This is a genomic window from Streptomyces sp. NPDC004732 (genome assembly GCF_040609235.1).
Lineage (GTDB): Bacteria > Actinomycetota > Actinomycetes > Streptomycetales > Streptomycetaceae > Streptomyces.
This window is the reverse complement of the sequence record NZ_JBEXJR010000024.1, coordinates 1-25,657: the sequence shown is the minus strand read 5'-3', so window position 1 is coordinate 25,657 and position 25,657 is coordinate 1. Positions and strand designations below refer to the sequence as shown.

Genomic DNA, 25,657 nt, shown 5'->3' with positions numbered 1-25,657 from the left:
GACGCGCCGCGGTTGTTCCCAGCGCTCTCGACGGTACCTTCTCCGGGGACCCTAGGGGGTGGCGTCCTCCTCAAGGCCTACGGGCTCCACCGCAGGTTGCACGGCGGGTCCGGGGCGGGTTGCACCGCAGGCCGATGTGCGCGGGGTGCGGGAAAACCATCATGGAGACATGAGCGCAACCACCTTCACCCCCGCGTCCGTGCAGTCCTCCGCAGACCCCGGCGCCGTGCCGCACGGCGCCCCGCACCCGCACCGCCTCGGTGGCGCCCTGCGCGCCGCCAAGGTCCTCGTGAGCGCCGCGTTCGGCGTCGTCGTGCTCGGTGAGTACGCCGAAGAAGCAGGCGTGCGCACCCGCTGACGCCCGTCACGTAAAGTCACGCCGTGACACCACGGACCGTGACGAGATGTTCACCCACCGCAGCCGGTGTGCTGCTCGCGGTCTCCCTCACCGCCCTGGCCGTCCTCTGCGCCGTCCAGCACATCCCGATGGCCGACACCCTGGTCTACCGGGCCGAGGGCGCCGCCGTCGCCGACGGCAGTGATCTGTACGGGTTCACCGTCACCGAGTGGGAACTGCCCGCCACCTACCCGCCGTTCGCCGCGATCCTCTTCGTCCCGACGACCTGGCTCTCCCTGGGTGCGCTGAAGGCGGTCTTCCTCGTCGGCAACGTCGCCCTCCTCGCCCTGCTGGTCCGCCTCTCCTGCGACCTGGCCGGTCTCGCCGTCCGCGCGCCCTTCCTCTGCGCCGCCACCGCCCTCGCCCTGTGGCTCGAACCCGTCTTCCAGACCGTCCTGTTCGGCCAGATCAACCTCGCGCTCGGCTGTCTGGTCCTGTGGGACCTCACCCGTCCGCAGGGCGCCCCCGGCAAGGGGTTCGCGCTCGGCGTCGCGGCCGGGATCAAGCTGACGCCCGCCTTCTTCATCGCGTACCTCCTGCTGCGCGGGCGCGTCCGCGAGGCGGTCGTCGCGCTCGCCGGGTTCGCGGGCACCGTGCTGCTCGGCGCGCTGGTGCTGCCCGCCGCGAGCGTCGAGTTCTGGACGCGGCGGATCTTCGAGACGGGCCGGGTCGGCAAGGCGTGGATCGTCGACAACCAGTCGCTGCAGGGGCTGATCGCCCGGCTGCTGCACGACGCGGCTCCCGGCGCGGCCTGGGCGGTCCCGGCCGCCGTGACCGCCGCCGTCGGCCTCTGGGCGGCCCGCCGCACGCCCGGCGAGCCCCGCGCGCTGCTCCTGGCCGCGTTCACGGCGCTGCTGGTCTCGCCCATCAGCTGGTCGCACCACTGGGTGTGGTGCGTGCCGCTCATCGCCGTCCTGGTCGCCGAGGGCAGGCCGCGCCTGGCGGCAGCCGTGGCCGTGCTGTTCACCGCCCGCACGTTCTGGCTGCTCCCGCACGAGGGCGACCTGGACCTCCACCTGCCGTGGTGGCAGCAGCCGTTGGCGTCGCCGTATGCGCTGTGCGCGCTGGTGCTGCCGGGCGCACTGGCACTACGGGCGTCAGTCCTCGGCCAGCAGAATGTCCGCGTCGTCGAACACCCGGAGGACGACAAGGAGCAGGCGGCCGCGCGACACCATGTACTCGGCCACGATCTGTGAGGTCAGGCGGATCTCACGGTCCTGCTCGCCGACGCCGATCGACCGTGAGTGCTCCGTGTACGGATCGCGCGCGAGGATCTCGATGGCCTTGTCGAAGGACGCCCTGCGAGCGGGGTCCAGGCGGTCGCGGTCACGAGCCGCGGGCTCGGTGTAGAGCACCTCGTAGATTTCATGGTGCGGCATGGCGCCCTCCTTGCCCTTGACGTGGCCGGTTGCGTCGGCGCCCGGTCGCCTCCCCAGGGTACCGATCTGCGGCGGGCCCGGGGAGGCGACCGGGAAAGGCCCGTCAGCCCCCGGTCAGCAGGTCGTCCGCGTCGACGATCCGGTACGCGTACCCCTGCTCGGCGAGGAACCGCTGCCGGTGGGCGGCGAAGTCCTGGTCGATGGTGTCGCGCGCGACGACGGAGTAGAAGCGCGCCTCATGCCCGTCGGCCTTGGGCCGAAGGACGCGCCCGAGCCGCTGCGCCTCCTCCTGCCGCGAACCGAACGTGCCGGACACCTGGATGGCGACGGTCGCCTCGGGCAGGTCGATGGAGAAGTTGGCGACCTTGGAGACGACGAGGACGGAGATCTCGCCCTGCCGGAAGGCGTCGAAGAGCTTCTCGCGCTGCGCGTTGGTCGTCTCGCCCTTGATGACGGGCGCGTCCAGGTGCTCGCCGAGCTCGTCGAGCTGGTCGATGTACTGCCCGATGACGAGGGTCTGCTCCCCGGCGTGCTTCTTGACCAGCGCCTCGGTCACCTTCCGCTTGGTGGCGGTCGTGGCGCAGAACCGGTACTTCTCCTCGGCCTCGGCGGTGGCGTACGCGAGCCGCTCGCTGTCGGTGAGGTTGACGCGCACCTCGACGCAGTCGGCGGGCGCGATGTAGCCCTGCGCCTCGATCTCCTTCCACGGGGCGTCGAACCGCTTGGGCCCGATCAGCGAGAAGACGTCGGACTCGCGCCCGTCCTCGCGCACGAGGGTCGCGGTGAGCCCGAGGCGGCGACGGGCCTGAAGGTCGGCGGTGAACTTGAAGACGGGCGCGGGCAGCAGGTGCACCTCGTCGTAGATCACGAGCCCCCAGTCGCGCGAGTCGAAGAGCTCAAGGTGCGGGTAGATGCCCTTCCGCTTGGTCGTGAGCACCTGGTACGTGGCGATCGTGACGGGCCGGATCTCTTTCCTGGTCCCGCTGTACTCGCCGATCTCGTCCTCGGTGAGCGAGGTCCGCTTCACCAGCTCGTGCTTCCACTGCCGGGCGGAGACGGTGTTGGTGACGAGGATGAGGGTGGTGGCCTTGGCCTGCGCCATGGCCCCGGCGCCGACGAGCGTCTTGCCAGCCCCGCAGGGCAGCACGACGACACCGCTCCCGCCGTGCCAGAACCCCTCGACGGCCTGCTGCTGGTAGGGCCGCAGCGACCAGTTGCTCTCGTCGAGGTCGATGGCGTGCGCCTCGCCGTCGACGTACCCGGCGAGGTCCTCGGCGGGCCAGCCCAGCTTCAGCAGCGTCTGCTTGACCTGCCCGCGCTCGGAGGGGTGCACGACGACGGTGTCCGGGTCGAGGCGCGCGCCGACGAGCGGCTGCACCTTCTTCGACCGCAGGATCTCCTCGAGGACCGGCCGGTCGGTGGTGGTGAGCACCAGTCCGTGGGTGGGGTGCTTGGAGAGCGTGAGGCGTCCGTACCGCGCCATCGTCTCGGCGACGTCGACGAGCAGCGCGTGCGGCACGGGGTACCGCGAGAACTCCACGAGCGCGTCCACGACCTGCTCGGCGTCGTGCCCGGCGGCCCGTGCGTTCCACAGCCCGAGCGGGGTGACCCGGTAGGTGTGGATGTGCTCGGGCGCCCGCTCCAGCTCCGCGAAGGGCGCGATGGCACGGCGGCAGGCGTCCGCCTGCTCGTGGTCGACCTCGAGCAGGAGGGTCTTGTCCGACTGGACGATGAGGGGTCCGTTCACGCGAGCGCCCTTTCCATAGGCCAAACGTCCAGTGTGCCGCACCGGCGCCGGTACGCGCCCTCGAAGCCGTCCCCGACGGCTCCCGGGACGGGCGTCGGCGCGGTGGGGAGCCGGTCCGACCCGCTACCGTGAGCCGGATGAGCACCGACGAGACGCAGCCCACGGACAGCGCGAGCGACCCCGCACCGCCGCGTGCCGCGGACACGCCCCGTTCCCTCGCCGAAGCGCTCCGGTCGCGGGAGGACGCCGCGCTCGCCGATCTGCTGCGGGCCAGGCCCGATCTCCTGAACCCGGTGCCGAACGACCTCACGCAGCTCGCCACCCGTGCGGGGACCCGTGCCTCGGTGGTGCGCGCCCTGGAGCGGCTCGACCGGTTCGCACAGCAGGTCGCGGAGGCCCTCGCCGTGGCCCCCGACCCCGCCTCGTACGAGGAGGTGCTCGCCCTGCTGGCCGGTGACGAGGGCGCCCCGGCCGTCGCGCAGGCCCTGCCCCGGGCGCTCGGCACCCTGCACGAGCAGGCCCTGGTGTGGGGGCCCGACGACCGGCTCCGGCTGGTGCGCACCGCCCGCGAGCTCCTCGCCCCGACCCCGCAGCACCCGTCCCCGACCGGCCTGGGCCCCACCGTCGCCGAGGCCACGGCCGGGATGTCGCCGACCCGGGTGCAGGACATCGTCGCGGCGGCCGGGCTGCCGACCACCCACGACCCGGTGTCGGCCGTGCGGTCGCTGACCGCCCTGTTCACCGACCGCCGCCGGATGTCGGCGCTGCTCGACGAGGCGCCCGCCGAGTCCGTGGAGGTGCTGTCCCGGCTGGTCTGGGGGCCGCCCTACGGCCAGGTCACCGCGGACCCGGCCCGGCACCTGCGCTGGCTCCTGGACCGGGGCCTGCTGCTGCCCACCGCGCCCGGCACGGTCGTGCTGCCCCGGGAGGCGGCCCTGCACCTGCGGGCGGGCCGCGCGCACCGCACGCCCGAGCCGACGCCGCCGCCGGTCGAGGCCGCGCGCGAATACCGTCCACAGGTTGTGGACGCGGCCGCCGCCGGGCAGGCGTACACCGCGCTCGCCACCGTCGAGGAGCTGCTGAAGGACTGGGACGAGGGCGGTCCCGCCGTGCTGCGCGCGGGCGGGCTGAGCGTGCGCGACCTCAAGCGGACGGCGGTGGCGCTCGACACGTCCGAGCCGCTGGCCGCGTTCTGGGTCGAACTGGCCTATGCGGCGGGCCTGCTGGCGTCCGACGGCGACGCCGACGAGCGGTACGCCGCGACGCCCGCGTACGACGAGTGGCAGGAGCTGCCCGCGCCCGAGCGCTGGTCGGCGCTTGCCACGGCCTGGCTCGCGGCCACGCGCACGGCGGGTCTCGTGGGCGGCCGCGACGGCAAGGACCGCACGCTCTCCGCGCTCGGCCCGCACCTGGACCGCTCGGCGTCCCCCGAGGTGCGCCACCGGGTCCTCGCCCTCCTCGGCACGCTCCCCGAGGGCACGGCGCCCGCCCCGGACTCGCTCAGGGACCGGCTCCGCTGGGAGCGCCCGTCGGCCTCCCGCGGCCGCCCCGCCCAGGACGGCGCCGACTCGCCGACCCCGCAGGACCTGCGCTCCCGCATCGCCCAATGGACGCTGAACGAGGCCGAGTTGCTGGGCATCACGGGCCGAGGCGCGCTGGCGTCACACGCCCGAGCACTACTGCCCGCAGCCGAGAACACAGCCTCCCCCGCCGCGCAGGGCGTCACGGCCGCCCACGCCGCCCGGCTCCTGGCCCCCCTCCTCCCCGAGCCCCTCGACCACGTCCTGCTCCAGGCCGACCTCACCGCCGTGGCGCCGGGACCGCTGGAGCGGCCGCTCGGCGACGCCCTGGCCGTGCTCGCAGACGTCGAGTCGAAGGGCGGCGCCACCGTCTACCGCTTCACGCCGGGTTCCGTGCGCCGCGCCCTGGACGCCGGACAGTCGGCATCCGACCTGCACGCATTCCTGACGGCGCACTCACGCACCCCCGTCCCGCAGCCCCTCGCCTATCTGATCGACGACGTGGCCCGCAAACACGGCCACCTGCGGATCGGTGCCGCCGCCGCGTACGTGCGCTGCGACGACGAGGCCCTGCTCAACGAGATCCTCGCCGACAAGCGCGCCCAGGGCCTGCGGCTGCGCCGTCTCGCACCGACCGTGCTAGCCGCCCAGGCGGACCCCGGCACGCTCCTGGACGGCCTGCGCTCCATGGGCTTCGCACCCGCCGCGGAGAGCGCGGAGGGCGACGTCCTGATCACCCGCGCGCACGCCCACCGCACCCCGCCCCGCTCGGCCCCCGAGCCGGTGCCGGACGGCCCGCCGCTGCCCGGCGACACGCTCATCGGCGCGGCGGTGCGGGCGATCCGCGCAGGCGACCTGGCGTCGACAACACCCCGCAAGGAGGCCCCGGCATCGGCGTCGGACGGCCGCCTGCCCCGCACCACGGCCGCCGAGACCCTGGCCACGATGCAGGCGGCGGTGCTGACCGGCGAGGCGGTCTGGATCGGCTACGTGAACGCGGAGGGCACAGCGAGCCAGCGCGTCATCGCCCCGGTCCGGGTGGAGGGCGGCTTCGTCACGGCGTACGACCACACGGCGGACGAGGTCCGCACGTACCCCCTGCACCGCGTAACAGGCGTAGCGGAACTGGCAGACGACTAACGCCGCCACCACGGACTCCCGGTCACCCGCGAGCGCACCGGAGGGGCCGCGGGGGGATGTGCGCACGGAGCACCGAGCAAACCCTGACACCCAGAAACATCCAACGCGGCGCAGGGATGGCGAGTACGTACATCCCCCCGCGGCCCCGCACCCACAGACAATCCCCGGGCGCCCGACCCGCGTACGGAAAAACCCATTGGCCCCCACAGCCACCCCGTCCTAGGATGCCTCCTTCCCCGCCTCCCCCCGCGGAGCGCCGCCGCCCGGACGGAAACCGGCCGGTCACCTCGCACACGACACCGCTGAACCGCCGGAGGCCCCCCGTGCACGCGCACGCCCAGTCCGAGTCCGACCCGCTCGCCCGGGAGCGCGGCCACCTGGCCGCGTCCCGTTCCGCCCTGCGCGCCATGCGTGAGGACGCCGAGGCCCTCGACATCCGTGACGTCACCGCGAACTGGGTGAACGCCGCCGTCCTGGAACGGCAGATCGACGAGCGCATCAAGTCCCTCGCCGACCTCGCGCACACCCCGCTGTTCTTCGGCCGCCTGGACTACCTGCACGCGCCCGGCGCCGAGCAGGCCGAGGGCGCGGAGGGCGAGCAGTTCTACATCGGCCGGCGGCACGTGCACGACGCCGACGGGGACCCGATGGTGATCGACTGGCGCGCACCGGTCTCCCAGCCGTTCTACCGGGCCTCGAAGAAGGACCCGATGGACATCGCGCTGCGCCGCCGCTTCGGCTACACGTCCGGGGACCTCACCGCGTACGAGGACGAGCACCTCAGCGACGCCACGGAGGCCGAGCAGACGAGCAAGCTCCTCCAGCAGGAGATCGAGCGGCCGCGCGTGGGCCCGATGCGGGACATCGTCGCCACCATCCAGCCCGAACAGGACGAGATCGTCCGCAGCGGCCTGAGCGGCAGCGTGTGCGTACAGGGCGGCCCCGGAACGGGAAAGACCGCCGTAGGCCTGCACAGGGTCGCCTACCTGCTGTACGCGCACCGGGAGCGCCTGGCCCGCACGGGCACCCTCGTCATCGGCCCGAACGCCTCCTTCCTGCACTACATCGAGCAGGTCCTGCCCGCGCTCGGCGAGCTGGAGGTCAAGCAGGCCACCGTCGACGACCTCGTCGCCCACGTGGAGGTGCGCGGCACGGACGATTCAGCGGCCGCCCTGGTCAAGGGCGACGCCCGCATGGCCCAGGTGCTGCGCAACGCCGTGCGGTCGCACGTCACCCTGCCCACCGAGCCCGTCATGGTCGTGCGCGGATCGCGCAGATGGCGCGTCCCGGCGTACGAACTGGAGGAGATCGTCAAGGAGTTGCTGGCCCGGGATATCAGGTACGGCGCCGCGCGGGACGCCCTGCCGCAGCGCATCGCGCACGCCGTGCTGGTCCGCATGGAGCAGGCGGGCGAGGCACCGGACGACCGGGTGCAGGACGCGGTGGCCCGCAACGCCGCCGTGAAAGCAGCGGTCAAGGCCGTCTGGCCGCCCGTCGAGCCCGCGAAGCTCGTGCTGCGACTGCTGTCCGACGCCGATTTCCTGGCCGCGCACGCACAGGGGGTCCTGAGCGAGGACGAGCAGCAGGCCGTGCTGTGGGCGAAGCCCGCCCGGAGCGTGAAGAGCGCCAAGTGGTCCGCCGCGGACGCCGTCCTGATCGACGAGGCCACCGACCTGGTCGCGCGCACCCACTCCCTGGGCCATGTGGTGCTCGACGAGGCGCAGGACCTGTCACCCATGCAGTACCGGGCGGTGGGCCGCCGCTGCACGACCGGCTCGGCGACGGTGCTGGGCGATCTCGCGCAGGGCACCACGCCCTGGGCGACGCGGAGTTGGGACGAGGCCCTCGCGCACCTCGGCAAGGGGAGCGCGGTGGTGGAGGAGCTGACGGCAGGTTTCCGCGTGCCGCGGGAGGTCATCGCGTACGCCTCGCGGCTGCTGCCGGACATCGCGCCGGGCCTCGCGGCGGTCGACTCGGTGCGTGAGTCACCGGGTTCGCTCGCGGTGCGCCGGGTGACGGAGGCCGGAGCCACCGGAGCCACCGAAGACAACGCAGCCCTGGACGCACCCCTGGACGCCGCCTGCCTAGACGCGTGCGCGGAGTCGCTGCGGCAGGAGGGTTCCGTCGGCCTGATCGCGGCGGACGACCGGATTCCCGCGCTGGCGGCGGCGCTGACGGCGGCCGGGTTCACCTACCTCGACCCCGGCCAGGAGACGACGCCCGACACCCGGCTCACGCTCGTGCCCGCGTCCCTCGCCAAGGGCCTGGAGTACGACTACGTGGTGCTCGACGAGCCCTCCGCCGTCGTGGCCGGTGAGCCCGACGAGCGGACGGGCCTGCGCCGTCTGTACGTGGCGCTGACCCGTGCCGTGTCGGGCCTGATCGTCGTGCACGCGGCCGAGCTGCCCGGGCAACTGGCTTAGGGTCTGCCCTCCTTGAGACCGTCCTTGAGGCCGTCTTCGAGGCCGTCCGCCGACGCGGCGGACGGCGCGGCGGACGTCGCGCGGCCCGGCTCCGAGGCGGCAGGCAGATGCGTGGCGATGAGCACGATGCCAGCGAACGTGACCATGCGGATGGCCGCGTCCAGGCCGTTCCAGGCCTCCGACTGCCACATGGCGAACCATTCGCCGCCGATCCCGATGAAGCCCACTCCGAAGAGGAGGAGGATCATCATCAGGCCTATGCTGCCCGTCAGTTGGGCCCGGCGCAGCCCCTGGGGCCGCCGCAGGGCGCGGGCCCACAGGACCGTCGACGTGCCGAGGATCAGTGCGGCCAGGGTCTCCCAGGCGATGATGGCGACGTACGCGGTGTCCTGCAGCGCGGTGGAATCCACCGCGCGCCACCGCAGGCCGTTGTCCTTGAAGGTGGTGTCCATCGCGAGGACATGGCGTACGAACTGCTGGTTGGTCTCGAAGTCGGTGATGTTCCCGAACGCGACGAGTGCGATGTAGAGCGCGATCGTTCCGGTGAGCAGCGTCGCGGCCACGGGCAGTGTTCCGGCCGCGAGCATGCGCTCCGCGGGACGCGGGTGTTCTGGTGTCGGCATGAAGTCCCCTCAGTGTCGACCCAGTTCTATCGCGTCCCGCGGAGGAACGATCACGAGGAACGATCACGCGGTGGAACGATGAGGTGGATCAGCCGTCGAGCGCGGCCCGCCACTGGGCGACCGCCGGGGCGGAGACGGGCGCCGACCAGCCGTCGGGGCGGGCGGCCCCGCCGATGTGGAACGCGTCGACACCGGCGGCCAGCAGCCCCGGCAGATGGTCGAGGCGCAGGCCGCCGCCGATGAGGAGCTGCGGTTCGTAGCCGGGCTCGCCGCGCCGGGCCGCCTCGGCGAGCAGGGTCGGCAGGCCCTCGTCGACACCGGCCGCGGAGCCCGCGGTGAGGTAGGTGTCCAGTCCTGGCAGGTCGGCGAGCTGCTTGCGCAGGGCGTCGCGGTCGGCGGCGCGGTCGATCGCCCGGTGGAAGGTCCAGCGGCAGCCGTCGAGGGCGTCCACCAGGGCTTCCACGGCGGGCAGGTCGGCGCCGCCCGCCTCGTCGAGGAAGCCGAGCACGAACTCGTCGGCGCCCTCGCTCCTGAGCTCACGGGCGCGGCGGAGCAGGTCATCGACTTCACCGACATCGCCCGCGGCGAACCCGTCGGCCAGCCTGAGCATGACGCGCAGCGAGATGTCGACGGAGGAGCGGATGGCGGCGAAGGTCTCGCGGGACGGGGTGAGGCCGTCCGCGGCCATGTCGGTCACCAGCTCGAGGCGGTCCGCTCCGCCGGCCTGGGCGGCGACCGCGTCCTCGACGTCGAGGGCGATCACCTCCAGGACTGCACGCTTGCTCATGGATGTCTCTTCCTTCTGCTCACTGGTCGCGATCCCGGGCACATAGGTCTAGTCCAATTACCAGCCTACGCGCAGAACACCCCGGCGCGAGGCGAGTCGCTCGCACCGGGGTGAGGGAAACATGCGGAGAATCCGCGGGAAACCCCGTCAGGACAGCGGCTTGAATCCCCGCAGCCTCAAGCTGTTCCCGACCACGAAGACGGACGAGAACGCCATGGCCGCGCCCGCGATCATCGGGTTGAGCAGACCTGCGGCGGCCAGCGGCAGCGCGCCGACGTTGTAGGCGAAGGCCCAGAACAGGTTCGACCTGATGGTGCCGAGGGTGCGGCGCGAGAGCCTGATCGCGTCGGCCGCCGCCCGCAGGTCGCCCCGTACGAGCGTCAGGTCACCGGCCTCGATCGCGGCGTCCGTGCCCGTGCCCACCGCGAGCCCCAGGTCGGCCTGGGCCAGGGCGGCCGCGTCGTTGACGCCGTCGCCGACCATGGCCACGCTGCGCCCCTCGGCCTGCAGCCGCTTCACCACGTCGACCTTGTCCTGCGGCATGACCTCGGCGATCACGTCGTCCGGGGCGATGCCGACCTCCGCGGCGACCGACGCGGCGACCGCCTTGTTGTCGCCGGTCAGCAGGATCGGGGTCAGCCCGAGCGCACGCAGCCGCTCGATGGCCTCGGCACTGGTGTCCTTGACCGCGTCGGCGACCTCCAGGACCGCCCGCGCCTCGCCGTCCCAGGCGACCGCGATGGCGGTACGTCCCGCGGCCTCGGCCTCGGCCTTGGCGCGCTCCAGCTCGACGGGCAGCCGGATCTCCCACTCCCCGAGCAGCTGCGTCCTGCCGACCAGGACCGCATGCCCCTCGACGATGCCCTGCACGCCGAGCCCCGCGACGTTGGCGAAGTCCTCGGGCACGGGCAGCTCGCCCACCTCGGCGGCGGCACCGGCGGCGACGGCGCGGGCGATGGGGTGCTCCGAGGAGTGCTCCAGCGCACCGGCCAGGCGCAGGACGTCGACGGCCGGGGTGCCGGGGGCGGTGTGGGTGGCGAGGAGGGTCATCCGGCCCGTCGTCACCGTCCCCGTCTTGTCCAGGACGATGGTGTCGACCTTGCGGGTGGACTCCAGGACCTCCGGGCCCTTGATGAGGATGCCGAGCTGGGCGCCGCGGCCGGTGCCGACCATGAGGGCGGTCGGCGTGGCGAGGCCCAGGGCGCACGGGCAGGCGATGATCAGTACGGCGACCGCGGCGGTGAACGCGGCGGTGAGACCGGCCCCGTTGCCGAGCCAGAAGCCGAGGGTGGCGAGCGCCAGGCCGATGACGACCGGCACGAACACCGCGGAGATCCGGTCGGCCAGGCGCTGGGCGGCCGCCTTGCCGTTCTGCGCGTCCTCGACGAGCTTGGCCATGCGGGCGAGCTGGGTGTCGGCGCCGACCCGGGTGGCCTCGACGACGAGCCGTCCGCCGACGTTGAGGGTGGCTCCGGTGACCGCGTCGTCCGCGCCGACCTCGACGGGCACGGACTCGCCGGTGAGCATGGAGGCGTCCACGGCCGACGAACCCTCGACGACCTTGCCGTCCGTGGCGATCTTCTCGCCGGGCCGGACGAGGAAGCGGTCACCGACCTTCAACTCGCTTACGGGAACAGTCTCTTCGCGCCCGCCGTCCCGCACCACAGTGACGTCCTTGGCCCCGAGCTGGAGCAGCGCCTTGAGCGCGGCCCCGGCCTTCCGCTTCGACCGGGCCTCGAAGTAGCGCCCGGCGAGGATGAACGCGGTGACACCGGCCGCGGCCTCCAGATAGATGTTCCCTGCGCCGTCGCTCCTGGCGATGGTCAGCTCGAAGGGGTGCGTCATCCCGGGCGTGCCCGCGGTGCCGAAGAAAAGCGCCCACAGGGACCAGAGGAACGCCGCCGACGTGCCGACGGAGATCAGCGTGTCCATGGTGGCCGCGCCGTGCCGGGCGTTGGTGAACGCCGCCTTGTGGAAGGGCCAGGCCGCGTACGTCACGACGGGCGCGGCCAGCGTGAGCGACAGCCACTGCCAGTACTCGAACTGCAGCGCGGGGGCCATCGCCATCGCGATGACCGGCACGGAGAGCAGGACGGCGGCGGTGAGCCGCTGCCGCAGCGGCCGCAGCTCCTCGGCGGCGGCCCGCTCCTCGTCGCCGCCGTCGCCGCCGTCGCCGCCGCCCCCGTCGCTCCCGGTGCGCACGGGGGCGGGTTCCTGTGCGGTGTAGCCGGTTGCCTCGACGGTGGCGATCAGGTCCCGCACGGAGACGTCGTCGCCGCGGTAGGTGACCTTCGCCTTCTCGGTGGCGTAGTTGACGGTCGCCTCGACGCCGTCCATGCGGTTGAGCTTCTTCTCGATCCGGGCGGCGCAGGAGGCGCAGGTCATGCCACCGATGGCGAGTTCGACCTCTGCGGCGGACGCGGCGGACGCGGCCGCCTCGGCGGCACCGGGTGTGGTGGTGGCCATGTCTGGGTCTCCTGTACGGATGGGACTCCGATACCCGGCCCGGGTATCGCTGACGAGATCCATGTATACCCCTGGGGGGTACTCAACGCAAGGGTGAACGACCGCTTGACTTCATACCCCAGGGGGGTATCTTCGAGACACTACTTCGACCTGCATGGGGAGCCGTCATGAACACCGGCCTGAAGATCACCGCATTCGCCGCGGCCGTCGCCGCGACCTTCGGCACCGCGTACGGCGTGGGCACGGGCATCGACCCCGTCACGGACAGGGACAAGAACGAGGACTCCATGGCGCGGCACACACCGGAACCGGCGAAGAAGGCGCCCGGCGGCCTGCAGATCTCCGACGGCGGCTACACGCTGAACCTGGCGAGCACCCGCATCGAGGCGGACAAGAAGCAGCAGCTCCGCTTCACCGTCGTCGAGGACGCGACGGGCCGGAACGTCACCTCGTACGCCAAGGAGCACGACAAGGAACTGCACCTCATCGTCGCCTCACGCGACCTGACGACCTACCGCCACCTGCACCCGACGCGCGCGGCGGACGGCACCTGGTCGACCCCGGTCCGGCTGCCCGAGGCGGGCGGCTACCGCGTTTTCGCCGACTTCCGCCCCGAGCGCGCGAAGGAGGGCCTGACGCTGGGCGCGGACCTCGGCGTGGCGGGAGCGTACGAGCCGAAGGTGCTGCCCGCGCACAGCACCACCGCGAAGGTCGACGGCTACGACGTCACGCTGAAGGGCGAGCTGAAGACGGGCGCGGGCGGCGACCTCACCCTGAGCGTGGCGAAGAACGGCAGGCCGGTGACCGACCTGCAGCCCTACCTGGGGGCGTACGGCCACTTGGTGGCCCTGCGGTCGGGTGATCTGGCCTACCTCCACGTCCACCCGAACGGCACGCCCGGCGACAGCAGGACGAAGGCGGGCCCCGGCATCTCGTTCGGCACGGCGGCGCCGAGCAAGGGCGCGTACCGCCTGTTCCTGGACTTCAAGCACGAGGGCAAGGTCCGCACGGCGGCGTTCACGGTGCACGCGGGCGGGGCGGCGCAGCCCGAGAAGTCCGCGGAGCCGGAGCAGCCCGCGAAGCCCGAGCAGGACGGCGGCGGCCACCAGCACTGACTACTTGCCCGGCGCCACCGCCGCCAGCTCCTCGACACTGCCCGACATGACGGCCCGGACGTGCTCGGTCAGATGCTCGACGGGCCAGTCCCACCAGGCGAGTTCGAGCAGCCGGGCGATGTCGTCGTCGCCGAAGCGGCGCCGGATCAGCTTGGCCGGATTGCCGCCGACGATTCCGTAGTCGGGCACGTCGTCGACGACCACGGCGCCCGAGGCGATGACCGCGCCGTGCCCGATCCGGACGCCCGGCATGACGGTCGACCGGTAGCCGAACCAGACGTCGTTGCCGATGACCGTGTCGCCCCGCCCCGGCAACCCGCTGATCAGGTCGAAGTGCTCGCTCCACGACCCGCCCATGATCGGGAACGGAAAGGTCGAGGGCCCGTCCATCCGGTGGTTGGCGCCGTTCATGATGAACCGCACGCCCTCCCCCAGCGCACAGAACTTCCCGATGACCAGCCGCTCCGGACCGTAGTGATAGAGCACGTTGCGGGTCTCGAAGGCGGTCGGGTCATCGGGATCGTCGTAGTACGAGAAGTCCCCGACCTCGATGAGCGGCGAGGTCACGAGCGGCTTGAGCAGCACCACGCGGGGCTGCTCCGGCATCGGATGCACCACGGTCGGGTCGGCGGGAACGGCAGGTCCGGTAGGCATCGCGCGGGAACTCCTCGGCAGACTCGTCGGACGGACCGTCCCATGATCCTTGTCATCGGACGGTCCGTCCCATGATCCCCGTCAGTCGAACAGCGGCAACTCCTTTTCCGTGGCGCCCGCCAGCTCGTACCGCGTACCGGCCAGCGGCCGCCCGGTGCAGAGCCGGATCAGCGTCGGGGCGTCCCCGATGTAGCGGGCGGGCGGCCGCTTGCCGTCGGCGACGCCCAGGATCAGCGGCTCGTCCCTGCCGTCGATGTCCGCGTGCAGCGGCAGCGGCGCGGCGGCATGCGCCGACCTGCTGAACTGCGCCAGCAGGGCCAGCGCGTCCACGAGCCCGTCGCCCCCGTACGCGCCCGGCTTCCCCCAGGCCTCGCGGACGTCTCCGGCGTGCACCCACTCGCCCAGCGCGACCCCGTCGAGGTGCCCCTTGGCCGCGGCTATGACGGGCCCGGCCTCCGTCATGGCGTGCTCCAGCTCGTCCACGACACGGGAGTTGGGCCAGTCGGCGCGCTCGGCGATGTCGCGTTCGTTGCACTCGGGCGAGTACACGCCCTCCTCGAAGCGGCCCTCCACCACCCGCATCAGCGCCGAGCTGCAGTGCGCGAGCACATGGCGCACGGTCCAGCCCGGACAGCAGCTGCGGATCTCGTACGCATCGTCGGGAGCGGCCCGCAACAGCGGTACGAGGGCGTCGCGTTCGGCGCGGAGGAGGCGTCCGGCGCGCTCCGGTTCGTAAGTCTTCTCGTCGATGACGGTCATGGCGGCAGCCAACCGTGTCCGGCGGCGCATGGCAACGGCCACCCGTGCCCCCGGGGCCCGCGGGCTAGGGTCGACGCATGGCCGACGACAAGGACCTCCACGCCCGCTGGGCCGCGACTCTGCTCCGCGCGAGCGGAGGCACGCCCGGCACGCCCGCCGCATCCGGCACGGGCACCCCCGGCACGCCCGGCCCCGACCCCGCGCCGTTCGCGGAGCGGCTCCTCGCCCGCTGGGCCGAGCCGCAGCGCCGCTACCACACCACCGATCACCTGGCGGCGGTCCTGGACCACATCGACGTACTGGAAGAGCACGCCGATGACCCCGAACTCGTCCGCCTGGCCGCCTGGTTCCACGACGCGGTGTACGCACCCGACCGCTCCGAGAACGAGGAGCGCTCGGCCCGCCTTGCCGAACGGGCGCTGCCCGAGGCGGGCCTGACGGAGGAGCAGACGACGGAGGTCGCACGCCTGGTCCGCCTCACCGTCACGCACGACCCCGACGAGGGCGACACCAACGGCGAGGCGCTGTGCGACGCCGACCTGGCGATCCTCGCGGCGCCCTCGGACGCGTACGCGGCGTATGCGGCGGCGATCCGCGAGGAGTACGCGTTCGTGCCGGACGAGGCGTTCCGCCAGGGCAGGGCGGAGGTCCTGCGCCAGCTCATGGCACTCCCCCGGCTGTTCCGCACCCCGTACGGGACATCGAACTGGGAGACCCCGGCCCGCGAGAACCTGGCGACGGAACTAAAACTCCTGTCCCCCTGAACCGGCCTTACGTACGCTCACCCCCATGATTCACATGGGTGGGGACCAGATCGACGAGGCCGTGGCGTACGCGGCCGGGGTGCTGCGTGCGGGGGCCGACCGCGACTGGAGCGTCGAGGCGGGCGGGCTCGACTGGAGCTGCCTGAAGACGGCGGAACACATCGCGGGGGTCCTCACCGCGTACGCGGGCCAGCTGACGGGCCGCGCCACCGACGGATGGCTCCCGATCGATTCCGCGTTCGACGAGGGCACGGGCCCCGAGGGAGCGATCCACGCGATCGAGGCGTCCGGCGGCATCCTGTCCGCGGTGGTCCGCACGACGCCGCCCGGCATCCGCGCCTACCACTCCTACCCGTCCGGCGCCGCGAACGCGTCGGGCTTCGCGGCGATGGGCGTCACGGAGGCCCTGCTCCACTCGTACGACATCGCGAGCGCGCTCGGCGTGGCCACGGAGCCGCCCGCCGCACTCTGCGAGGCGGTCCTTTCCCACCTCTTCCCGCACGTCCCGCCGACCCCCGTGGGCGGCACGCCCTGGACGACCCTGCTCTGGGCCACGGGCCGCGGCGACCTGCCGGGCCGCGCCCGCCCCACCCACTGGCGCTGGCACAACCCCCACGCCCTGCCCGCGGGCGACCTCTCGCTGCGCGAGGTCACCCCCGCCGCCGCGGCGGACCTCGCGGAGGGCGGCACGGGCGGACTCACCTGGCTGGGCGGCGCCCCCTTCGGCGGTACGCGGGCGGCCGCGGGGACGGTGTTCAAGGCGTACGTCGCCGGGGTGCACCGGCCCGGGTGGGGCCTGTACGCCCTGGTCCGCACCGCGGACGAGCTGGCCGTCGGCGGCATGGGCTTCCACGGTGCCCCGGACGACGACGGGTGCGTCGAGGTCGGCTACGACCTGGTGGAGCAGGCTCGCGGCCACGGCTACGCGGCACCGGCCCTCCGCGCCCTCTCCGCCTGGGCCCTCACCCACCCCGAGGTCCAGTCCCTCCTGGCCCTCACCACCCCCGAGAACACGGCGTCCCAGAAGGTGGCCACGGGCGCGGGCTACACCCGCCTCCCGGACCGCACGCCGCACTACGCGTACGGACTGCACCGGGCCTGAGCCTCAAGCCCGCCGCTTCGCGGCGGCAGTGCGGCCGCCCCCGGGAATGACAGCAGCCACCCCAACGTTCACTCCTGTTATGCCGAACTCCGTCCCCTCGCCCAAGCCCGGCGCGGCCACCCGCATGCCCATAGCCGTCTACATGCTCGGCCTCGCCGTCTTCGCGCTCGGCACCAGTGAGTTCATGCTCTCCGGGCTCCTCCCGCCCATCGCCGACGACATGAACGTCTCCATCCCCCGCGCCGGGCTCCTCATCTCGGCCTTCGCCATCGGCATGGTCATCGGCGCCCCGCTCCTCGCCGTGGCGACCCTCCGCCTCCCCCGCCGCACCACCCTCATCGCCCTCATCACGGTCTTCGGCCTGGGCCAGGTCGCCGGTGCCCTCGCCCCGACCTACGAGATCCTCTTCGCGTCCCGCGTCGTCAGCGCCCTCGCCTGCGCGGGCTTCTGGGCGGTCGGCGCGGCGGTCGCCATCGCGATGGTCGACTTCAACCAGCGGGCCCGCGCCATGGCGGTCATGATCGGCGGCCTGTCCATCGCCAACGTGCTCGGCGTCCCCGCGGGCGCCTTCCTCGGCGAGAACCTGGGCTGGCGCTCGGCCTTCTGGGCCGTCGGCGCGGCCTCCGCCATCGCGCTCGTCGGCGTCCTCACCCTGATCCCCCGCATCCCGCTCCCCGCCGAGAAGCCCCAGCTGAAGAAGGAGCTGTCGATCTACGGGGACCGCCAGGTGTGGCTGTCGATCGCCGTCACCGCGCTCGCCGCGGGCGGCGTCTTCTGCGCGTTCTCGTACCTCTCGCCGCTCCTCACGGACGTGGCGGGCCTCTCCGAGAGCTGGGTCCCGACCATCCTCGGGCTCTTCGGCGCGGGCGCCCTGGTCGGCACGACGATCGGCGGCCGCGTGGCCGACGCCCACCTCTTCGGCGTCCTCCTGAGCGGCATCGCCGCATCAACGGTCTTCCTGATCTCCCTGGCCCTGTTCGCCGCCACCCCCGCCGCCGCGATCACGCTCTCGTTCCTGCTCGGCGTCTCCGCGTTCTACACGGCCCCGGCGCTCAACGCCCGCATGTTCAACGTCGCGGGAGCCGCCCCCACCCTCGCGGGCGCGACCACGACCGCCGCGTTCAACCTCGGCAACACGGGCGGCCCGTGGCTGGGCGGCACAGTGATCGACCTGAAGCTCGGCTACGAGGCGACGGCGTGGGCGGGAGCGGCGATGACGGCGACGGCGATCATCGCGGTGACGGTCTCCCTCCGCCTGCACCGCAGGGCCACCCCGAGCCGCGTGATCACCACGTCTCCGGCGGTGTCCCCCAACCCTGCCGAGGACATCACCAAAAGCCCCTCCTGGAACTGACCGGGGCCACCCCAACCCCGCTACCCCGCTACGCAGGCCGCCCCTTAGGCCTCCGCAACCCCGCCCCCGTAAGCCTCCGCACCAGCTCCTTGGACCCGATCTCCACCGCCCCCGCCCGCACCGCGTCCCCGTACCGCTCCGCGGGCACGTCGTAGTGATCGCGCTCGAAGGCGCGCGGCGGGCAGCCGACCGCAGCCGCGAACGCGTGGAGCTCCTCGAAGGAGACGTCGCTGACCAGGTGGGACCACATGCGGCCGTGACCCGGCCAGGTGGGCGGGTCTATGTAGACGGTCACGTCAGGCCGCCCACCGGGGCGACGACCACGCCCGCCTTGCCGCAGACCCAGTGCGGGTCGGGGCCCAGCTCCGGTTCCACGTCCAGCGCGTGGGGGTCGCCGTCGCCGCACACCGGACACAGCGGCCACCGCCCGAACCGCTCCAGGAGCGCGTCCTGGACGTCCTGGGCGACGAGACCGGCGACGTACTCCACGCCTTCCGGCCACTGCTCGACCCACCAGCGGCGGTGCGCCACCGACTCCTCGACGAGCGAGACGACCTCGGACTGGGCGACCTCGCGGGCCACCAGGTCGGCGAGTACAAGGGCGCGAGCGGCGTGCAACGCCTGCTCCAAGGGGTCGATCGTGTCCATGCAGCCATTGTCGCCCCGTACGCAACCCGGCAGAGAAGACCGGGTGAGCGGAGGGCCCAAGGTCCCGGGTGAGCTCGGGACCTCCGGGGTCTTGACCCGGCCACCGGTCTGAAAATATCTTTCAAATGTGACCCATGATGTGAAGGAAATTTTCGCGGACGCCGCGCCCCCCGCCCCCGCCGCCCTCGCGGCCAAGGTGCGGACCCTCGCGCCGTCGATGACCCGCTCCATGCAGCGGGTCGCCGAGGCCGTCGCGGGCGACCCCGCGGGATGCGCCGCCCTCACGGTCACCGGCCTCGCCGAGCTCACCGGCACCAGCGAGGCGACCGTCGTGCGCACCGCCCGCCTCCTCGGCTACCCCGGCTACCGCGACCTGCGCCTCGCCCTCGCCGGACTCGCCGCCCAGCAGCAGTCGGGCCGCGCCCCCGCCGTCACCGCGGACATCGCCGTCGACGACCCGATCGCGGACGTCGTGGCGAAGCTGGCGTACGACGAGCAGCAGACCCTCGCCGACACCGCAGCCGGGCTCGACACCGTGCAGCTCGGCGCCGCCGTCGCCGCGCTCGCCACCGCCCGCCGGGTGGAGATCTACGGCGTCGCGGCCTCGGGCCTCGTCGCCCAGGACCTCGCGCAGAAGCTCCTCCGCATCGGGCACATCGCGCACGCCCACTCCGACCCGCACCTCGCCGTCACCAACGCCGTGACGCTGCGCGCCAAGGACGTGGCCATCGCGATCACCCACTCCGGTTCGACCGGCGACGTGATCGAACCCCTCCGCGTCGCCTTCGAGCACGGCGCCACCACGATCGCGATCACCGGACGGCCCGGCGCGGCCGTCTCGCAGTACGCCGATCACATACTGACCACCTCCACGGCCCGCGAGAGCGAGCTGAGGCCCGCCGCGATGTCGTCCCGTACGAGCCAGCTCCTGGTCGTGGACTGCCTGTTCGTGGGCGTGGCGCAGCGGACGTACGAGACGGCGGCACCCGCGCTCGCCGCCTCCTACGAAGCGCTCGCCCACCGCCACCACCCGCGCGGCACCAGCCGCTAGCCCGCCACCGAGCCTCCTCACCGGACACGAAAGAGCCGCAGACCTCATGACCTCCACCACCGACGCGACCGGCACGAACGACGCCAACGACAACTACGGGGAGCTCCGCGCCCAGCTCGCCACCCTCACCACCGAGGCGTTCCGGCCCGAGCTCTCCGAGATCGACCGGCTGCCCACCCTGGAGATCGCGCGGATCATGAACGGCGAGGACGCCTCCGTGCCCGCCGCCGTCGCCGAGCAACTGCCCGCCATCGCCGCCGCCATCGACGGCACCGCCGAGCGCATGGCCCGCGGCGGCCGGCTGATCTACGCGGGCGCGGGCACCGCGGGACGGCTCGGGGTGCTCGACGCCTCCGAGTGCCCGCCCACCTTCAACACCGACCCGAGCGAGGTCGTCGGGCTCATCGCGGGCGGGCCGAGCGCCATGGTCAAGGCGGTCGAGGGCGCGGAGGACAGCAAGGAGCTCGCCGCCGGGGACCTGGAGGACCTGAACCTCACCGAGGACGACGTCGTCGTCGGGATCTCCGCATCGGGCCGCACCCCGTACGCGATCGGCGCCGTCGAGCACGCCCGCGCCCGCTACGGCGCGCTGACCATCGGCCTCTCCTGCAACGCGGACAGCGCCCTCGCGGCCGCCGCCGAGCACGGCATCGAGGTCGTCGTCGGCCCCGAACTCCTCACCGGCTCGACCCGGTTGAAGGCGGGCACGGCCCAGAAGCTCGTCCTCAACATGCTGTCGACGATCACGATGATCCGCCTCGGCAAGACGTACGGAAACCTGATGGTGGACGTGCGCGCGTCGAACGAGAAGCTGCGGGCCCGCTCCCGCCGGATCGTCGCCCTCGCCACCGGCGCCTCCGACGAGGAGATCGAGGCCGCCCTCGCCGCCACCGACGGGGAGGTGAAGAACGCCATCCTCACCATCCTCGGCCAGGTCGACGGCCCCACCGCCGCCGAACTCCTCGCCACGTCCGACGGCCACCTCCGCGCGGCCCTCGACAACTCCCGCACCACGAAGACCGACTAGCCCCCTCCGGCACAGCGCCACCGCGCCACCAGCACAGCAAGGCACCGCACCATGGCACCTGATGACAAGAACCGCGCCACCGCCGCCGCGATCCTCCCCCTCGTCGGCGGCGCCCAGAACGTCACGTCCGTAGTCCACTGCATGACCCGGCTCCGCCTGGGCCTCGCCGACCGTTCCCTGGTCCAGGACGAGGCGCTGAAGGCGCTGCCCGCCGTCATGGGCGTGGTCGAGGACGACACCTACCAGATCGTGCTCGGCCCGGGCACGGTCGCCCGGGTCACCCCGGAGTTCGAGGCCATGGTGACGGAGGGCCGCACCGAAGCTCCCGCCGCAGCATCTGCCGAAGCCCCCGCCGGGACCGGCGAACACACCCTCACCGCAGCCGAGTTGGCATCCCAGGGCGCCGCCATCAAGGAAGCCCGCAAGGCGAAGAACGCCACGCCGTTCAAGCTCTTCCTGCGCCGCATCGCGAACATCTTCGTGCCGCTGATCCCCGCCCTGATCGGCTGCGGCATCATCGCGGGCATCAACGGCCTCCTGATCAACCTGGAATGGCTGCCGTCGATCACCCCCGCGCTCGCCGCCATCGCCTCCGGCTTCATGGCGCTGATCGCGGTGTTCGTCGGCTTCAACACGGCGAAGGAGTTCGGCGGTACGCCGATCCTGGGCGGCGCGGTCGCGGCGATCATCGTGTACGCGGGCGTGGCGAACGTCGAGGCGTTCGGCCAGAAGCTCTCCCCCGGCCAGGGCGGCGTGCTGGGTGCGCTGGGCGCCGCGGTCCTCGCCACGTACGTCGAGAAATGGTGCAGGAAGTGGGTCCCGGAGGCGGTGGACGTCCTCGTCACCCCCACCCTGACCGTCCTCATCTCCGGCCTCGTCACGATCTTCGGCCTGATGTTCCTCGCGGGCGAGGTGTCGACCGGCATCGGCACGGCGGCGAACTGGCTCCTGGACAACACGGGCGCGTTCGCGGGCCTGGTCCTCGGCGGCCTCTTCCTCCCCCTGGTCATGCTGGGCCTGCACCAGGCCCTGATCCCCATCCACACCACGCTCATCGAGCAGCAGGGCTTCACCGTCCTGCTGCCCGTCCTGGCGATGGCGGGCGCGGGCCAGGTGGGTTGCGCGATCGCGGTCTACAAGCGCCTCAAGCACAACAAGTCGATCCGTACGACGATCAAGTCCGCGCTCCCCGCAGGCTTCCTCGGCGTCGGCGAACCGCTCATCTACGGAGTCTCCCTCCCCCTCGGCCGCCCCTTCATCACGGCGTGCGTGGGCGGGGCCGCGGGCGGCGCGTTCATCGGCTTCTTCTCGATGATCGGCGACAAGGTCGGCTCCACGGCGATCGGCCCGTCCGGCTGGGCGCTCTTCCCCCTCCTCGACGGCAACAAGGGCCTCGGCCTGACGATCGCGATCTACGGCGGCGGCCTCCTCGTCGGCTATCTGGTCGGCTTCGTCGCCACGTACTTCTTCGGCTTCAGCAAGCAGATGCTGGTCGAGCTGAACGCGGACGTCGACGCGGGCGAGTCGCCTTCGGCCCGAGCGGAAGCGGAGCCGACACCGCCGCCGACGACCACGGACCCGGCGAAGGCGCCGGCGGCGGTCTGACGGCACCACGGCCCGTCACCCGATCCAGCGAAGCGGGGCGGCAACCGCTAGCATGTCGTCAACGACATATTACGGTTCCCGCATGGACATCCCCTACCACGTGGAACTGGAGCCGGAAGTCCGCACCTGGCTCGAACTCCTCACCGATCGGCACTACCGAAAGGTCGAGGAGTACGCGGACTTGCTCGCGAGCCTGGGCACGGCCACCCCCATGCCTTTCGCGCGCCCCTTGCGCGAGGGGGTGTACGAGCTCCGGCCGACGCTGGACGGGCAGGACGCACGGGTCACCTATTGGTTCACGGCCGACCGCCGCATCGTGTTGCTCACGGTTTTCCACAAAACCCGGATACGGGAAAAGGAGCAGGTCGACCGTGCGGTACGGGCTCGTAAAGTGTGCGAGAGCGAGCACGGTCCAGCCCATCTGACGTACGACCGAGCCGAGGACGGAGACTCGAAGTGAGCCACACCCGGTGGAAGCTGGCCCGCGAGCAGAAGCTCCGCGAGGGGATCGTGGAAGCGCCCGAGATCGAGGCCGAGCGTGCCGAGATCCGCCTCGCGATGACCTTCGCCAAAGCCGTCTACGACCGCCGCACCGAACTCGGCCTGACCCAGGCGGAAGTCGCCGAGCGTGCCGGTCTGACCCAGGCCAAGATCTCCCGCATCGAGGGCGCGGATGCAGTGCCGACCCTGCCCCTCCTGCGCCGCGTCGCCACCGCCATGAACGCCTCCCTGAATATCGCCCTCGACGCCGACCACGAAGAGGTCAGATTTATCGGACACCCAGCGGCCTGACTCAGCCGGGAAAGTCGCCGGTGTCGACCGTCGCCGCGAACGGAGCGGGCGGCTTGCCGGGCTCCCCGAACGGCACCCGCCCGGCCTGCGCGTACGCCTCGTTCTGGGACTGCCGGTTCAGCTCCCGCACCCGTTCCCGCAGCACCTCCCCCGGCTGCGCCGCGCCCACGGCGTCCGGTGGGCAGTCCCACTCACGCCCCCCTTTCAGCGGCCGCAACTGCACGAGTCCGCCCTCGCACCCCATGACCTGCCCCACGCTCCCGTCCCGGTAGTCGACGGCGTACGTCCCCGTCTCCGGCACCCTCGGGTCCTCCTCCTTCACCGCTCCCCCTCCAGCACCGCGGCCAGCCGCAACGCCGTGTCGAGGTTGCAGCGCCCCAACTCCACGAGCGGCAGCCCCTCGCCGGACACGCTCAGCGGGTCCACCCGCAGCGACGGCAACGTGACCCCGGCCCCTGCGAGGCCCGCTTTCAACTGCCGTACGGCCTCCTCGGCCGCCCGCACCCTTTCCTCCGCCGTCAGCGCCATGACCACTACCTCTCACACCGAGTGTTGCCGTTTCATCACCCAGAGTGTCCGCCCCTGCGTAGCCTTAAAAGCCCTGGCGACCCAACACCCCTCCGTGTCCGGGCGCCGCGCGTCACGGAGGAGCCGCCCATGACCCGCCCCAAAGACCTCGACCCCTCATCGAACCCCCGGGCCCTGCTGGGCTGCGAACTCCGCCATGCGCGCGAGCGGGCGGGCCTCAGCCAGGAGGCACTGGGCGCGCCGCTCTTCGTGAGCGGTTCGTTCATCGGGCAGTTGGAGTCGGGCACGCGGCGGATGCACATGGAGTACGCGGTGTACTTCGACGAGAAGCTCGGCACGGAGGGCTTCTTTACGCGCAACTGTGGGGCCCTCGCGAAGTCCAAGTACCCCGACCATTTCGCCGAGGCAGCGGAGGCAGAGGCGTCCGCAACGGCGATCAGGCATTACCTGCCCCTACTGATCCCGGGCCTGCTCCAGACACCGGCGTACGCCGCCGAGTTGTTCCGGACCTACCGTCCGATGGCCACGGACGACGAGATCAAGGAACTGGTGGCGACCCGCATGGATCGCGCCTGCCTCATCGACCATCCGACAACCCCGGTGTTGTGGGTGGTACTGGACGAGGCCGCGCTCCAGCGCCCGGTCGGTGGCCCGGCGACCATGGCAGAGGCTCTGCGCCACGTTGCCGACCTGGCACGCCGACGCCGAGTCATCCTGCAGGTGTTGCCGTTCAGCGCCGGAGCGCATGCCGGGATGGGCGGGTCCCTCAAGATCATGGAGTTCGCCGATGCCCCGCCCCTCTGCTTCCTCGAAGGGCTGGACACAGGACGGCTGACCGACGACCCGGCGACGGTTGCCCGCCACAACATGACGTTCAGCCTCCTCCAGGCGTTGGGCCATACCCCCCAACGTTCCCTGGCCGTAATCGAGTCGATGGCGCACGATTACGCCCATGAGGAACAACCCTGAGTACGCCGCGAGCGCGACCGCTTGGCGCAAGTCCACCCACAGCGCCGGAGACGGCGGCGACTGCCTCGAAGTATCCGACGGCGATCCGGACACCGTCCCCGTCCGGGACTCCAAGAACCCCACCGGCCCCCACCTCACGTTCCGCGCCGCGAGCTGGTCCGCGTTCGTGTCGGACCTCAAGCGGGGCTGACCACTGAACGCCGCCGGGGGCTTCGGTGGGCCTGCGTCTTTGAAAGTCACCGGGGCCGCCCGGGGTTTTGCGGAGTGTGGCGGCTCCGGGCCGGAAGTAAAGGGCGCTCCCTACGGTCGCGTCGGCTACGCCGATTCCGCTGCGCTCCACCCTTGACTCCCGTCCCTCCACCGCACGTTGACCATGACCCGGACGGCCAGGGGTCAGGCGGCGGACTTCTCTGCTCGGGCCATCCCCTTTCACTGCCGGGTGCAGACCGGCCCAACGTGAGTCACCCTCACCGTAGACGCGCGGCTTCGACGCTCGGGTCATCAGCTCTCGCGGCCGAGTGCGGACCGGCCCAACGTGACCCGCCCTTACCGTAGGCGTGCGGCCTCGCCGCTCGGGTCAGCCACTCTCATCGCCGGGTGCGGACCGGTCCATCGTGAGTCGCCCTCACGGTCGGGGCGGGCGGGCCCAGCCGCCTCGACGTGCACGCGCCCGCCACGGCCGAAGCGCCCTCGGGGCACACGGCCCTCGCCTCACCCCGGCACCTACTTTGGGAAAGTTGCGAACCGTCCCCACGCACGCCCCCTTCCCACACCCCGCGCGCCGCCACCCACGTCACTGATCTCGCG

At 72.3% G+C, this 25,657-nt stretch carries 26 protein-coding genes; 15 read left to right on the top strand and 11 right to left on the bottom strand.

Features of this window, described 5'->3' with window-relative positions; genetic code table 11:
* The first annotated feature begins 169 nt into the window (after window positions 1-169).
* On the top strand, window positions 170-358 hold the full coding sequence (locus ABZV77_RS40970; RefSeq protein ID WP_356268189.1) for a hypothetical protein: 189 nt from the start codon (window positions 170-172) through the stop codon (window positions 356-358).
* Between the two features lie 71 nt (window positions 359-429).
* Window positions 430-1,593: a glycosyltransferase 87 family protein gene (locus ABZV77_RS40965; protein ID WP_356268303.1), complete on the top strand. Its 1,164-nt coding sequence runs from the start codon at window positions 430-432 to the stop codon at window positions 1,591-1,593.
* Here ABZV77_RS40965 and ABZV77_RS40960 read toward each other — a convergent pair.
* Window positions 1,495-1,776 (bottom strand): hypothetical protein, encoded by a 282-nt coding sequence (locus tag ABZV77_RS40960; RefSeq protein WP_356268187.1) that lies wholly within the window; start codon window positions 1,774-1,776, stop codon window positions 1,495-1,497. The two genes, ABZV77_RS40965 and ABZV77_RS40960, sit on opposite strands and share 99 nt — an antisense overlap.
* Before the next feature lie 103 nt (window positions 1,777-1,879).
* Complete coding sequence (locus tag ABZV77_RS40955; RefSeq protein ID WP_356268185.1) at window positions 1,880-3,523, bottom strand: DNA repair helicase XPB; 1,644 nt, start codon at window positions 3,521-3,523, stop codon at window positions 1,880-1,882.
* A 137-nt stretch (window positions 3,524-3,660) separates the two neighbouring features.
* Between ABZV77_RS40955 and ABZV77_RS40950 the strand changes: the two genes are divergently transcribed.
* Both ABZV77_RS40950 and ABZV77_RS40945 read left to right on the top strand, forming a co-directional pair.
* Window positions 3,661-6,183, top strand: a complete 2,523-nt coding sequence (locus ABZV77_RS40950; RefSeq protein ID WP_356268183.1) for a helicase-associated domain-containing protein — start codon at window positions 3,661-3,663, stop codon at window positions 6,181-6,183.
* A 323-nt stretch (window positions 6,184-6,506) separates the two neighbouring features.
* Complete coding sequence (locus tag ABZV77_RS40945) at window positions 6,507-8,606, top strand: ATP-binding domain-containing protein (RefSeq protein ID WP_356268182.1); 2,100 nt, start codon at window positions 6,507-6,509, stop codon at window positions 8,604-8,606.
* Here the strand turns inward: ABZV77_RS40945 and ABZV77_RS40940 are convergent.
* From ABZV77_RS40940 to ABZV77_RS40930, 3 genes are all read right to left on the bottom strand, one after another.
* Entirely contained in the window at window positions 8,603-9,229 is a 627-nt protein-coding gene (locus ABZV77_RS40940) for a DUF2165 domain-containing protein (RefSeq protein ID WP_356268180.1), read from the bottom strand. The genes ABZV77_RS40945 and ABZV77_RS40940 overlap by 4 nt on opposite strands.
* A gap of 88 nt (window positions 9,230-9,317) precedes the next feature.
* A complete protein-coding gene (locus ABZV77_RS40935; RefSeq protein WP_356268179.1) occupies window positions 9,318-10,016 on the bottom strand; it encodes a copper homeostasis protein CutC in 699 nt (232 codons plus the stop codon).
* A gap of 147 nt (window positions 10,017-10,163) precedes the next feature.
* Window positions 10,164-12,482, bottom strand: coding sequence for a heavy metal translocating P-type ATPase (locus ABZV77_RS40930; protein WP_356268177.1), 2,319 nt, complete (start codon window positions 12,480-12,482; stop codon window positions 10,164-10,166).
* Window positions 12,483-12,649: 167 nt separating this feature from the next.
* Here ABZV77_RS40930 and ABZV77_RS40925 point away from each other — a divergent pair, with 167 nt between their 5' ends.
* Window positions 12,650-13,597 (top strand): hypothetical protein, encoded by a 948-nt coding sequence (locus ABZV77_RS40925; RefSeq protein WP_356268175.1) that lies wholly within the window; start codon window positions 12,650-12,652, stop codon window positions 13,595-13,597.
* Here the strand turns inward: ABZV77_RS40925 and ABZV77_RS40920 are convergent, their stop codons facing one another.
* Entirely contained in the window at window positions 13,598-14,251 is a 654-nt protein-coding gene (locus ABZV77_RS40920) for a CatB-related O-acetyltransferase (protein WP_356268173.1), read from the bottom strand. It abuts the gene before it with no gap.
* A gap of 81 nt (window positions 14,252-14,332) precedes the next feature.
* Window positions 14,333-15,010, bottom strand: coding sequence for a maleylpyruvate isomerase family mycothiol-dependent enzyme (locus tag ABZV77_RS40915; RefSeq protein ID WP_356268172.1), 678 nt, complete (start codon window positions 15,008-15,010; stop codon window positions 14,333-14,335).
* Between the two features lie 77 nt (window positions 15,011-15,087).
* On the opposite strand from ABZV77_RS40915, the gene ABZV77_RS40910 reads away from it, so the two are divergent.
* The 3 genes from ABZV77_RS40910 to ABZV77_RS40900 all read left to right on the top strand — a co-directional run bounded on the left by ABZV77_RS40910 (window position 15,088) and on the right by ABZV77_RS40900 (window position 18,230).
* Window positions 15,088-15,774, top strand: a complete 687-nt coding sequence (locus tag ABZV77_RS40910) for a hypothetical protein (RefSeq protein WP_356268170.1) — start codon at window positions 15,088-15,090, stop codon at window positions 15,772-15,774.
* A gap of 25 nt (window positions 15,775-15,799) precedes the next feature.
* On the top strand, window positions 15,800-16,876 hold the full coding sequence (locus ABZV77_RS40905; RefSeq protein ID WP_356268168.1) for a GNAT family N-acetyltransferase: 1,077 nt from the start codon (window positions 15,800-15,802) through the stop codon (window positions 16,874-16,876).
* A gap of 124 nt (window positions 16,877-17,000) precedes the next feature.
* Window positions 17,001-18,230, top strand: coding sequence for a Cmx/CmrA family chloramphenicol efflux MFS transporter (locus tag ABZV77_RS40900; RefSeq protein ID WP_356268301.1), 1,230 nt, complete (start codon window positions 17,001-17,003; stop codon window positions 18,228-18,230).
* Between the two features lie 28 nt (window positions 18,231-18,258).
* Here ABZV77_RS40900 and ABZV77_RS40895 read toward each other — a convergent pair whose 3' ends face one another.
* Window positions 18,259-18,525: a DUF4031 domain-containing protein gene (locus ABZV77_RS40895; protein WP_356268167.1), complete on the bottom strand. Its 267-nt coding sequence runs from the start codon at window positions 18,523-18,525 to the stop codon at window positions 18,259-18,261.
* Complete coding sequence (locus tag ABZV77_RS40890) at window positions 18,522-18,878, bottom strand: hypothetical protein (protein WP_356268165.1); 357 nt, start codon at window positions 18,876-18,878, stop codon at window positions 18,522-18,524. The genes ABZV77_RS40895 and ABZV77_RS40890 overlap by 4 nt, the downstream gene beginning before the upstream one ends.
* 127 nt (window positions 18,879-19,005) lie before the next feature.
* Here ABZV77_RS40890 and ABZV77_RS40885 point away from each other — a divergent pair, with 127 nt between their 5' ends.
* The 5 genes from ABZV77_RS40885 (at window position 19,006) to ABZV77_RS40865 (ending at window position 23,353) form a co-directional block, all read left to right on the top strand.
* The gene (locus tag ABZV77_RS40885) at window positions 19,006-19,929 is read left to right on the top strand and encodes a MurR/RpiR family transcriptional regulator (protein WP_356268163.1); all 924 of its coding nucleotides are present in this window, start codon (window positions 19,006-19,008) and stop codon (window positions 19,927-19,929) included.
* A 46-nt stretch (window positions 19,930-19,975) separates the two neighbouring features.
* Window positions 19,976-20,956: an N-acetylmuramic acid 6-phosphate etherase gene (gene murQ, locus ABZV77_RS40880; RefSeq protein WP_356268161.1), complete on the top strand. Its 981-nt coding sequence runs from the start codon at window positions 19,976-19,978 to the stop codon at window positions 20,954-20,956.
* A gap of 51 nt (window positions 20,957-21,007) precedes the next feature.
* The gene (locus ABZV77_RS40875; protein ID WP_356268159.1) at window positions 21,008-22,561 is read left to right on the top strand and encodes a PTS transporter subunit EIIC; all 1,554 of its coding nucleotides are present in this window, start codon (window positions 21,008-21,010) and stop codon (window positions 22,559-22,561) included.
* An 82-nt stretch (window positions 22,562-22,643) separates the two neighbouring features.
* Window positions 22,644-23,021 carry a type II toxin-antitoxin system RelE/ParE family toxin gene (locus tag ABZV77_RS40870; RefSeq protein WP_356268157.1) on the top strand — a complete coding sequence of 126 codons (378 nt, stop codon included), beginning with the start codon at window positions 22,644-22,646 and terminating at the stop codon, window positions 23,019-23,021.
* Window positions 23,018-23,353 (top strand): helix-turn-helix domain-containing protein, encoded by a 336-nt coding sequence (locus tag ABZV77_RS40865; protein WP_356268155.1) that lies wholly within the window; start codon window positions 23,018-23,020, stop codon window positions 23,351-23,353. Before ABZV77_RS40870 ends, ABZV77_RS40865 begins: the two co-directional genes overlap by 4 nt.
* A 1-nt stretch (window position 23,354) precedes the next feature.
* Here the strand turns inward: ABZV77_RS40865 and ABZV77_RS40860 are convergent, their stop codons facing one another.
* Window positions 23,355-23,675: a hypothetical protein gene (locus ABZV77_RS40860; protein WP_356268153.1), complete on the bottom strand. Its 321-nt coding sequence runs from the start codon at window positions 23,673-23,675 to the stop codon at window positions 23,355-23,357.
* On the bottom strand, window positions 23,672-23,881 hold the full coding sequence (locus ABZV77_RS40855) for a hypothetical protein (RefSeq protein WP_055570094.1): 210 nt from the start codon (window positions 23,879-23,881) through the stop codon (window positions 23,672-23,674). The genes ABZV77_RS40860 and ABZV77_RS40855 overlap by 4 nt, the downstream gene beginning before the upstream one ends.
* A gap of 129 nt (window positions 23,882-24,010) precedes the next feature.
* Between ABZV77_RS40855 and ABZV77_RS40850 the strand changes: the two genes are divergently transcribed.
* Complete coding sequence (locus ABZV77_RS40850; protein ID WP_356268151.1) at window positions 24,011-24,850, top strand: helix-turn-helix transcriptional regulator; 840 nt, start codon at window positions 24,011-24,013, stop codon at window positions 24,848-24,850.
* Entirely contained in the window at window positions 24,834-25,040 is a 207-nt protein-coding gene (locus ABZV77_RS40845) for a DUF397 domain-containing protein (RefSeq protein WP_356268149.1), read from the top strand. Before ABZV77_RS40850 ends, ABZV77_RS40845 begins: the two co-directional genes overlap by 17 nt.
* Window positions 25,041-25,657: the final 617 nt, after the last annotated feature.

What these genes read in the sequence shown, in the direction of transcription:
- ABZV77_RS40925 (WP_356268175.1), top strand. Translation starts at nt 12,650, where the DNA reads ATGAACACCGGCCTGAAGATCACCGCATTCGCCGCGGCCGTCGCCGCG.
- ABZV77_RS40970 (WP_356268189.1), top strand. Translation starts at nt 170, where the DNA reads ATGAGCGCAACCACCTTCACCCCCGCGTCCGTGCAGTCCTCCGCAGAC.
- ABZV77_RS40890 (WP_356268165.1), bottom strand. Translation starts at nt 18,878, where the DNA reads ATGGACACGATCGACCCCTTGGAGCAGGCGTTGCACGCCGCTCGCGCC.
- ABZV77_RS40910 (WP_356268170.1), top strand. Translation starts at nt 15,088, where the DNA reads ATGGCCGACGACAAGGACCTCCACGCCCGCTGGGCCGCGACTCTGCTC.
- ABZV77_RS40870 (WP_356268157.1), top strand. Translation starts at nt 22,644, where the DNA reads ATGGACATCCCCTACCACGTGGAACTGGAGCCGGAAGTCCGCACCTGG.
- ABZV77_RS40875 (WP_356268159.1), top strand. Translation starts at nt 21,008, where the DNA reads ATGGCACCTGATGACAAGAACCGCGCCACCGCCGCCGCGATCCTCCCC.
- ABZV77_RS40950 (WP_356268183.1), top strand. Translation starts at nt 3,661, where the DNA reads ATGAGCACCGACGAGACGCAGCCCACGGACAGCGCGAGCGACCCCGCA.
- ABZV77_RS40935 (WP_356268179.1), bottom strand. Translation starts at nt 10,016, where the DNA reads ATGAGCAAGCGTGCAGTCCTGGAGGTGATCGCCCTCGACGTCGAGGAC.
- ABZV77_RS40960 (WP_356268187.1), bottom strand. Translation starts at nt 1,776, where the DNA reads ATGCCGCACCATGAAATCTACGAGGTGCTCTACACCGAGCCCGCGGCT.
- ABZV77_RS40905 (WP_356268168.1), top strand. Translation starts at nt 15,800, where the DNA reads ATGATTCACATGGGTGGGGACCAGATCGACGAGGCCGTGGCGTACGCG.
- ABZV77_RS40915 (WP_356268172.1), bottom strand. Translation starts at nt 15,010, where the DNA reads ATGACCGTCATCGACGAGAAGACTTACGAACCGGAGCGCGCCGGACGC.
- murQ (WP_356268161.1), top strand. Translation starts at nt 19,976, where the DNA reads ATGACCTCCACCACCGACGCGACCGGCACGAACGACGCCAACGACAAC.
- ABZV77_RS40845 (WP_356268149.1), top strand. Translation starts at nt 24,834, where the DNA reads ATGAGGAACAACCCTGAGTACGCCGCGAGCGCGACCGCTTGGCGCAAG.
- ABZV77_RS40850 (WP_356268151.1), top strand. Translation starts at nt 24,011, where the DNA reads ATGACCCGCCCCAAAGACCTCGACCCCTCATCGAACCCCCGGGCCCTG.
- ABZV77_RS40940 (WP_356268180.1), bottom strand. Translation starts at nt 9,229, where the DNA reads ATGCCGACACCAGAACACCCGCGTCCCGCGGAGCGCATGCTCGCGGCC.
- ABZV77_RS40930 (WP_356268177.1), bottom strand. Translation starts at nt 12,482, where the DNA reads ATGGCCACCACCACACCCGGTGCCGCCGAGGCGGCCGCGTCCGCCGCG.
- ABZV77_RS40920 (WP_356268173.1), bottom strand. Translation starts at nt 14,251, where the DNA reads ATGCCTACCGGACCTGCCGTTCCCGCCGACCCGACCGTGGTGCATCCG.
- ABZV77_RS40900 (WP_356268301.1), top strand. Translation starts at nt 17,001, where the DNA reads ATGCCCATAGCCGTCTACATGCTCGGCCTCGCCGTCTTCGCGCTCGGC.
- ABZV77_RS40855 (WP_055570094.1), bottom strand. Translation starts at nt 23,881, where the DNA reads ATGGCGCTGACGGCGGAGGAAAGGGTGCGGGCGGCCGAGGAGGCCGTA.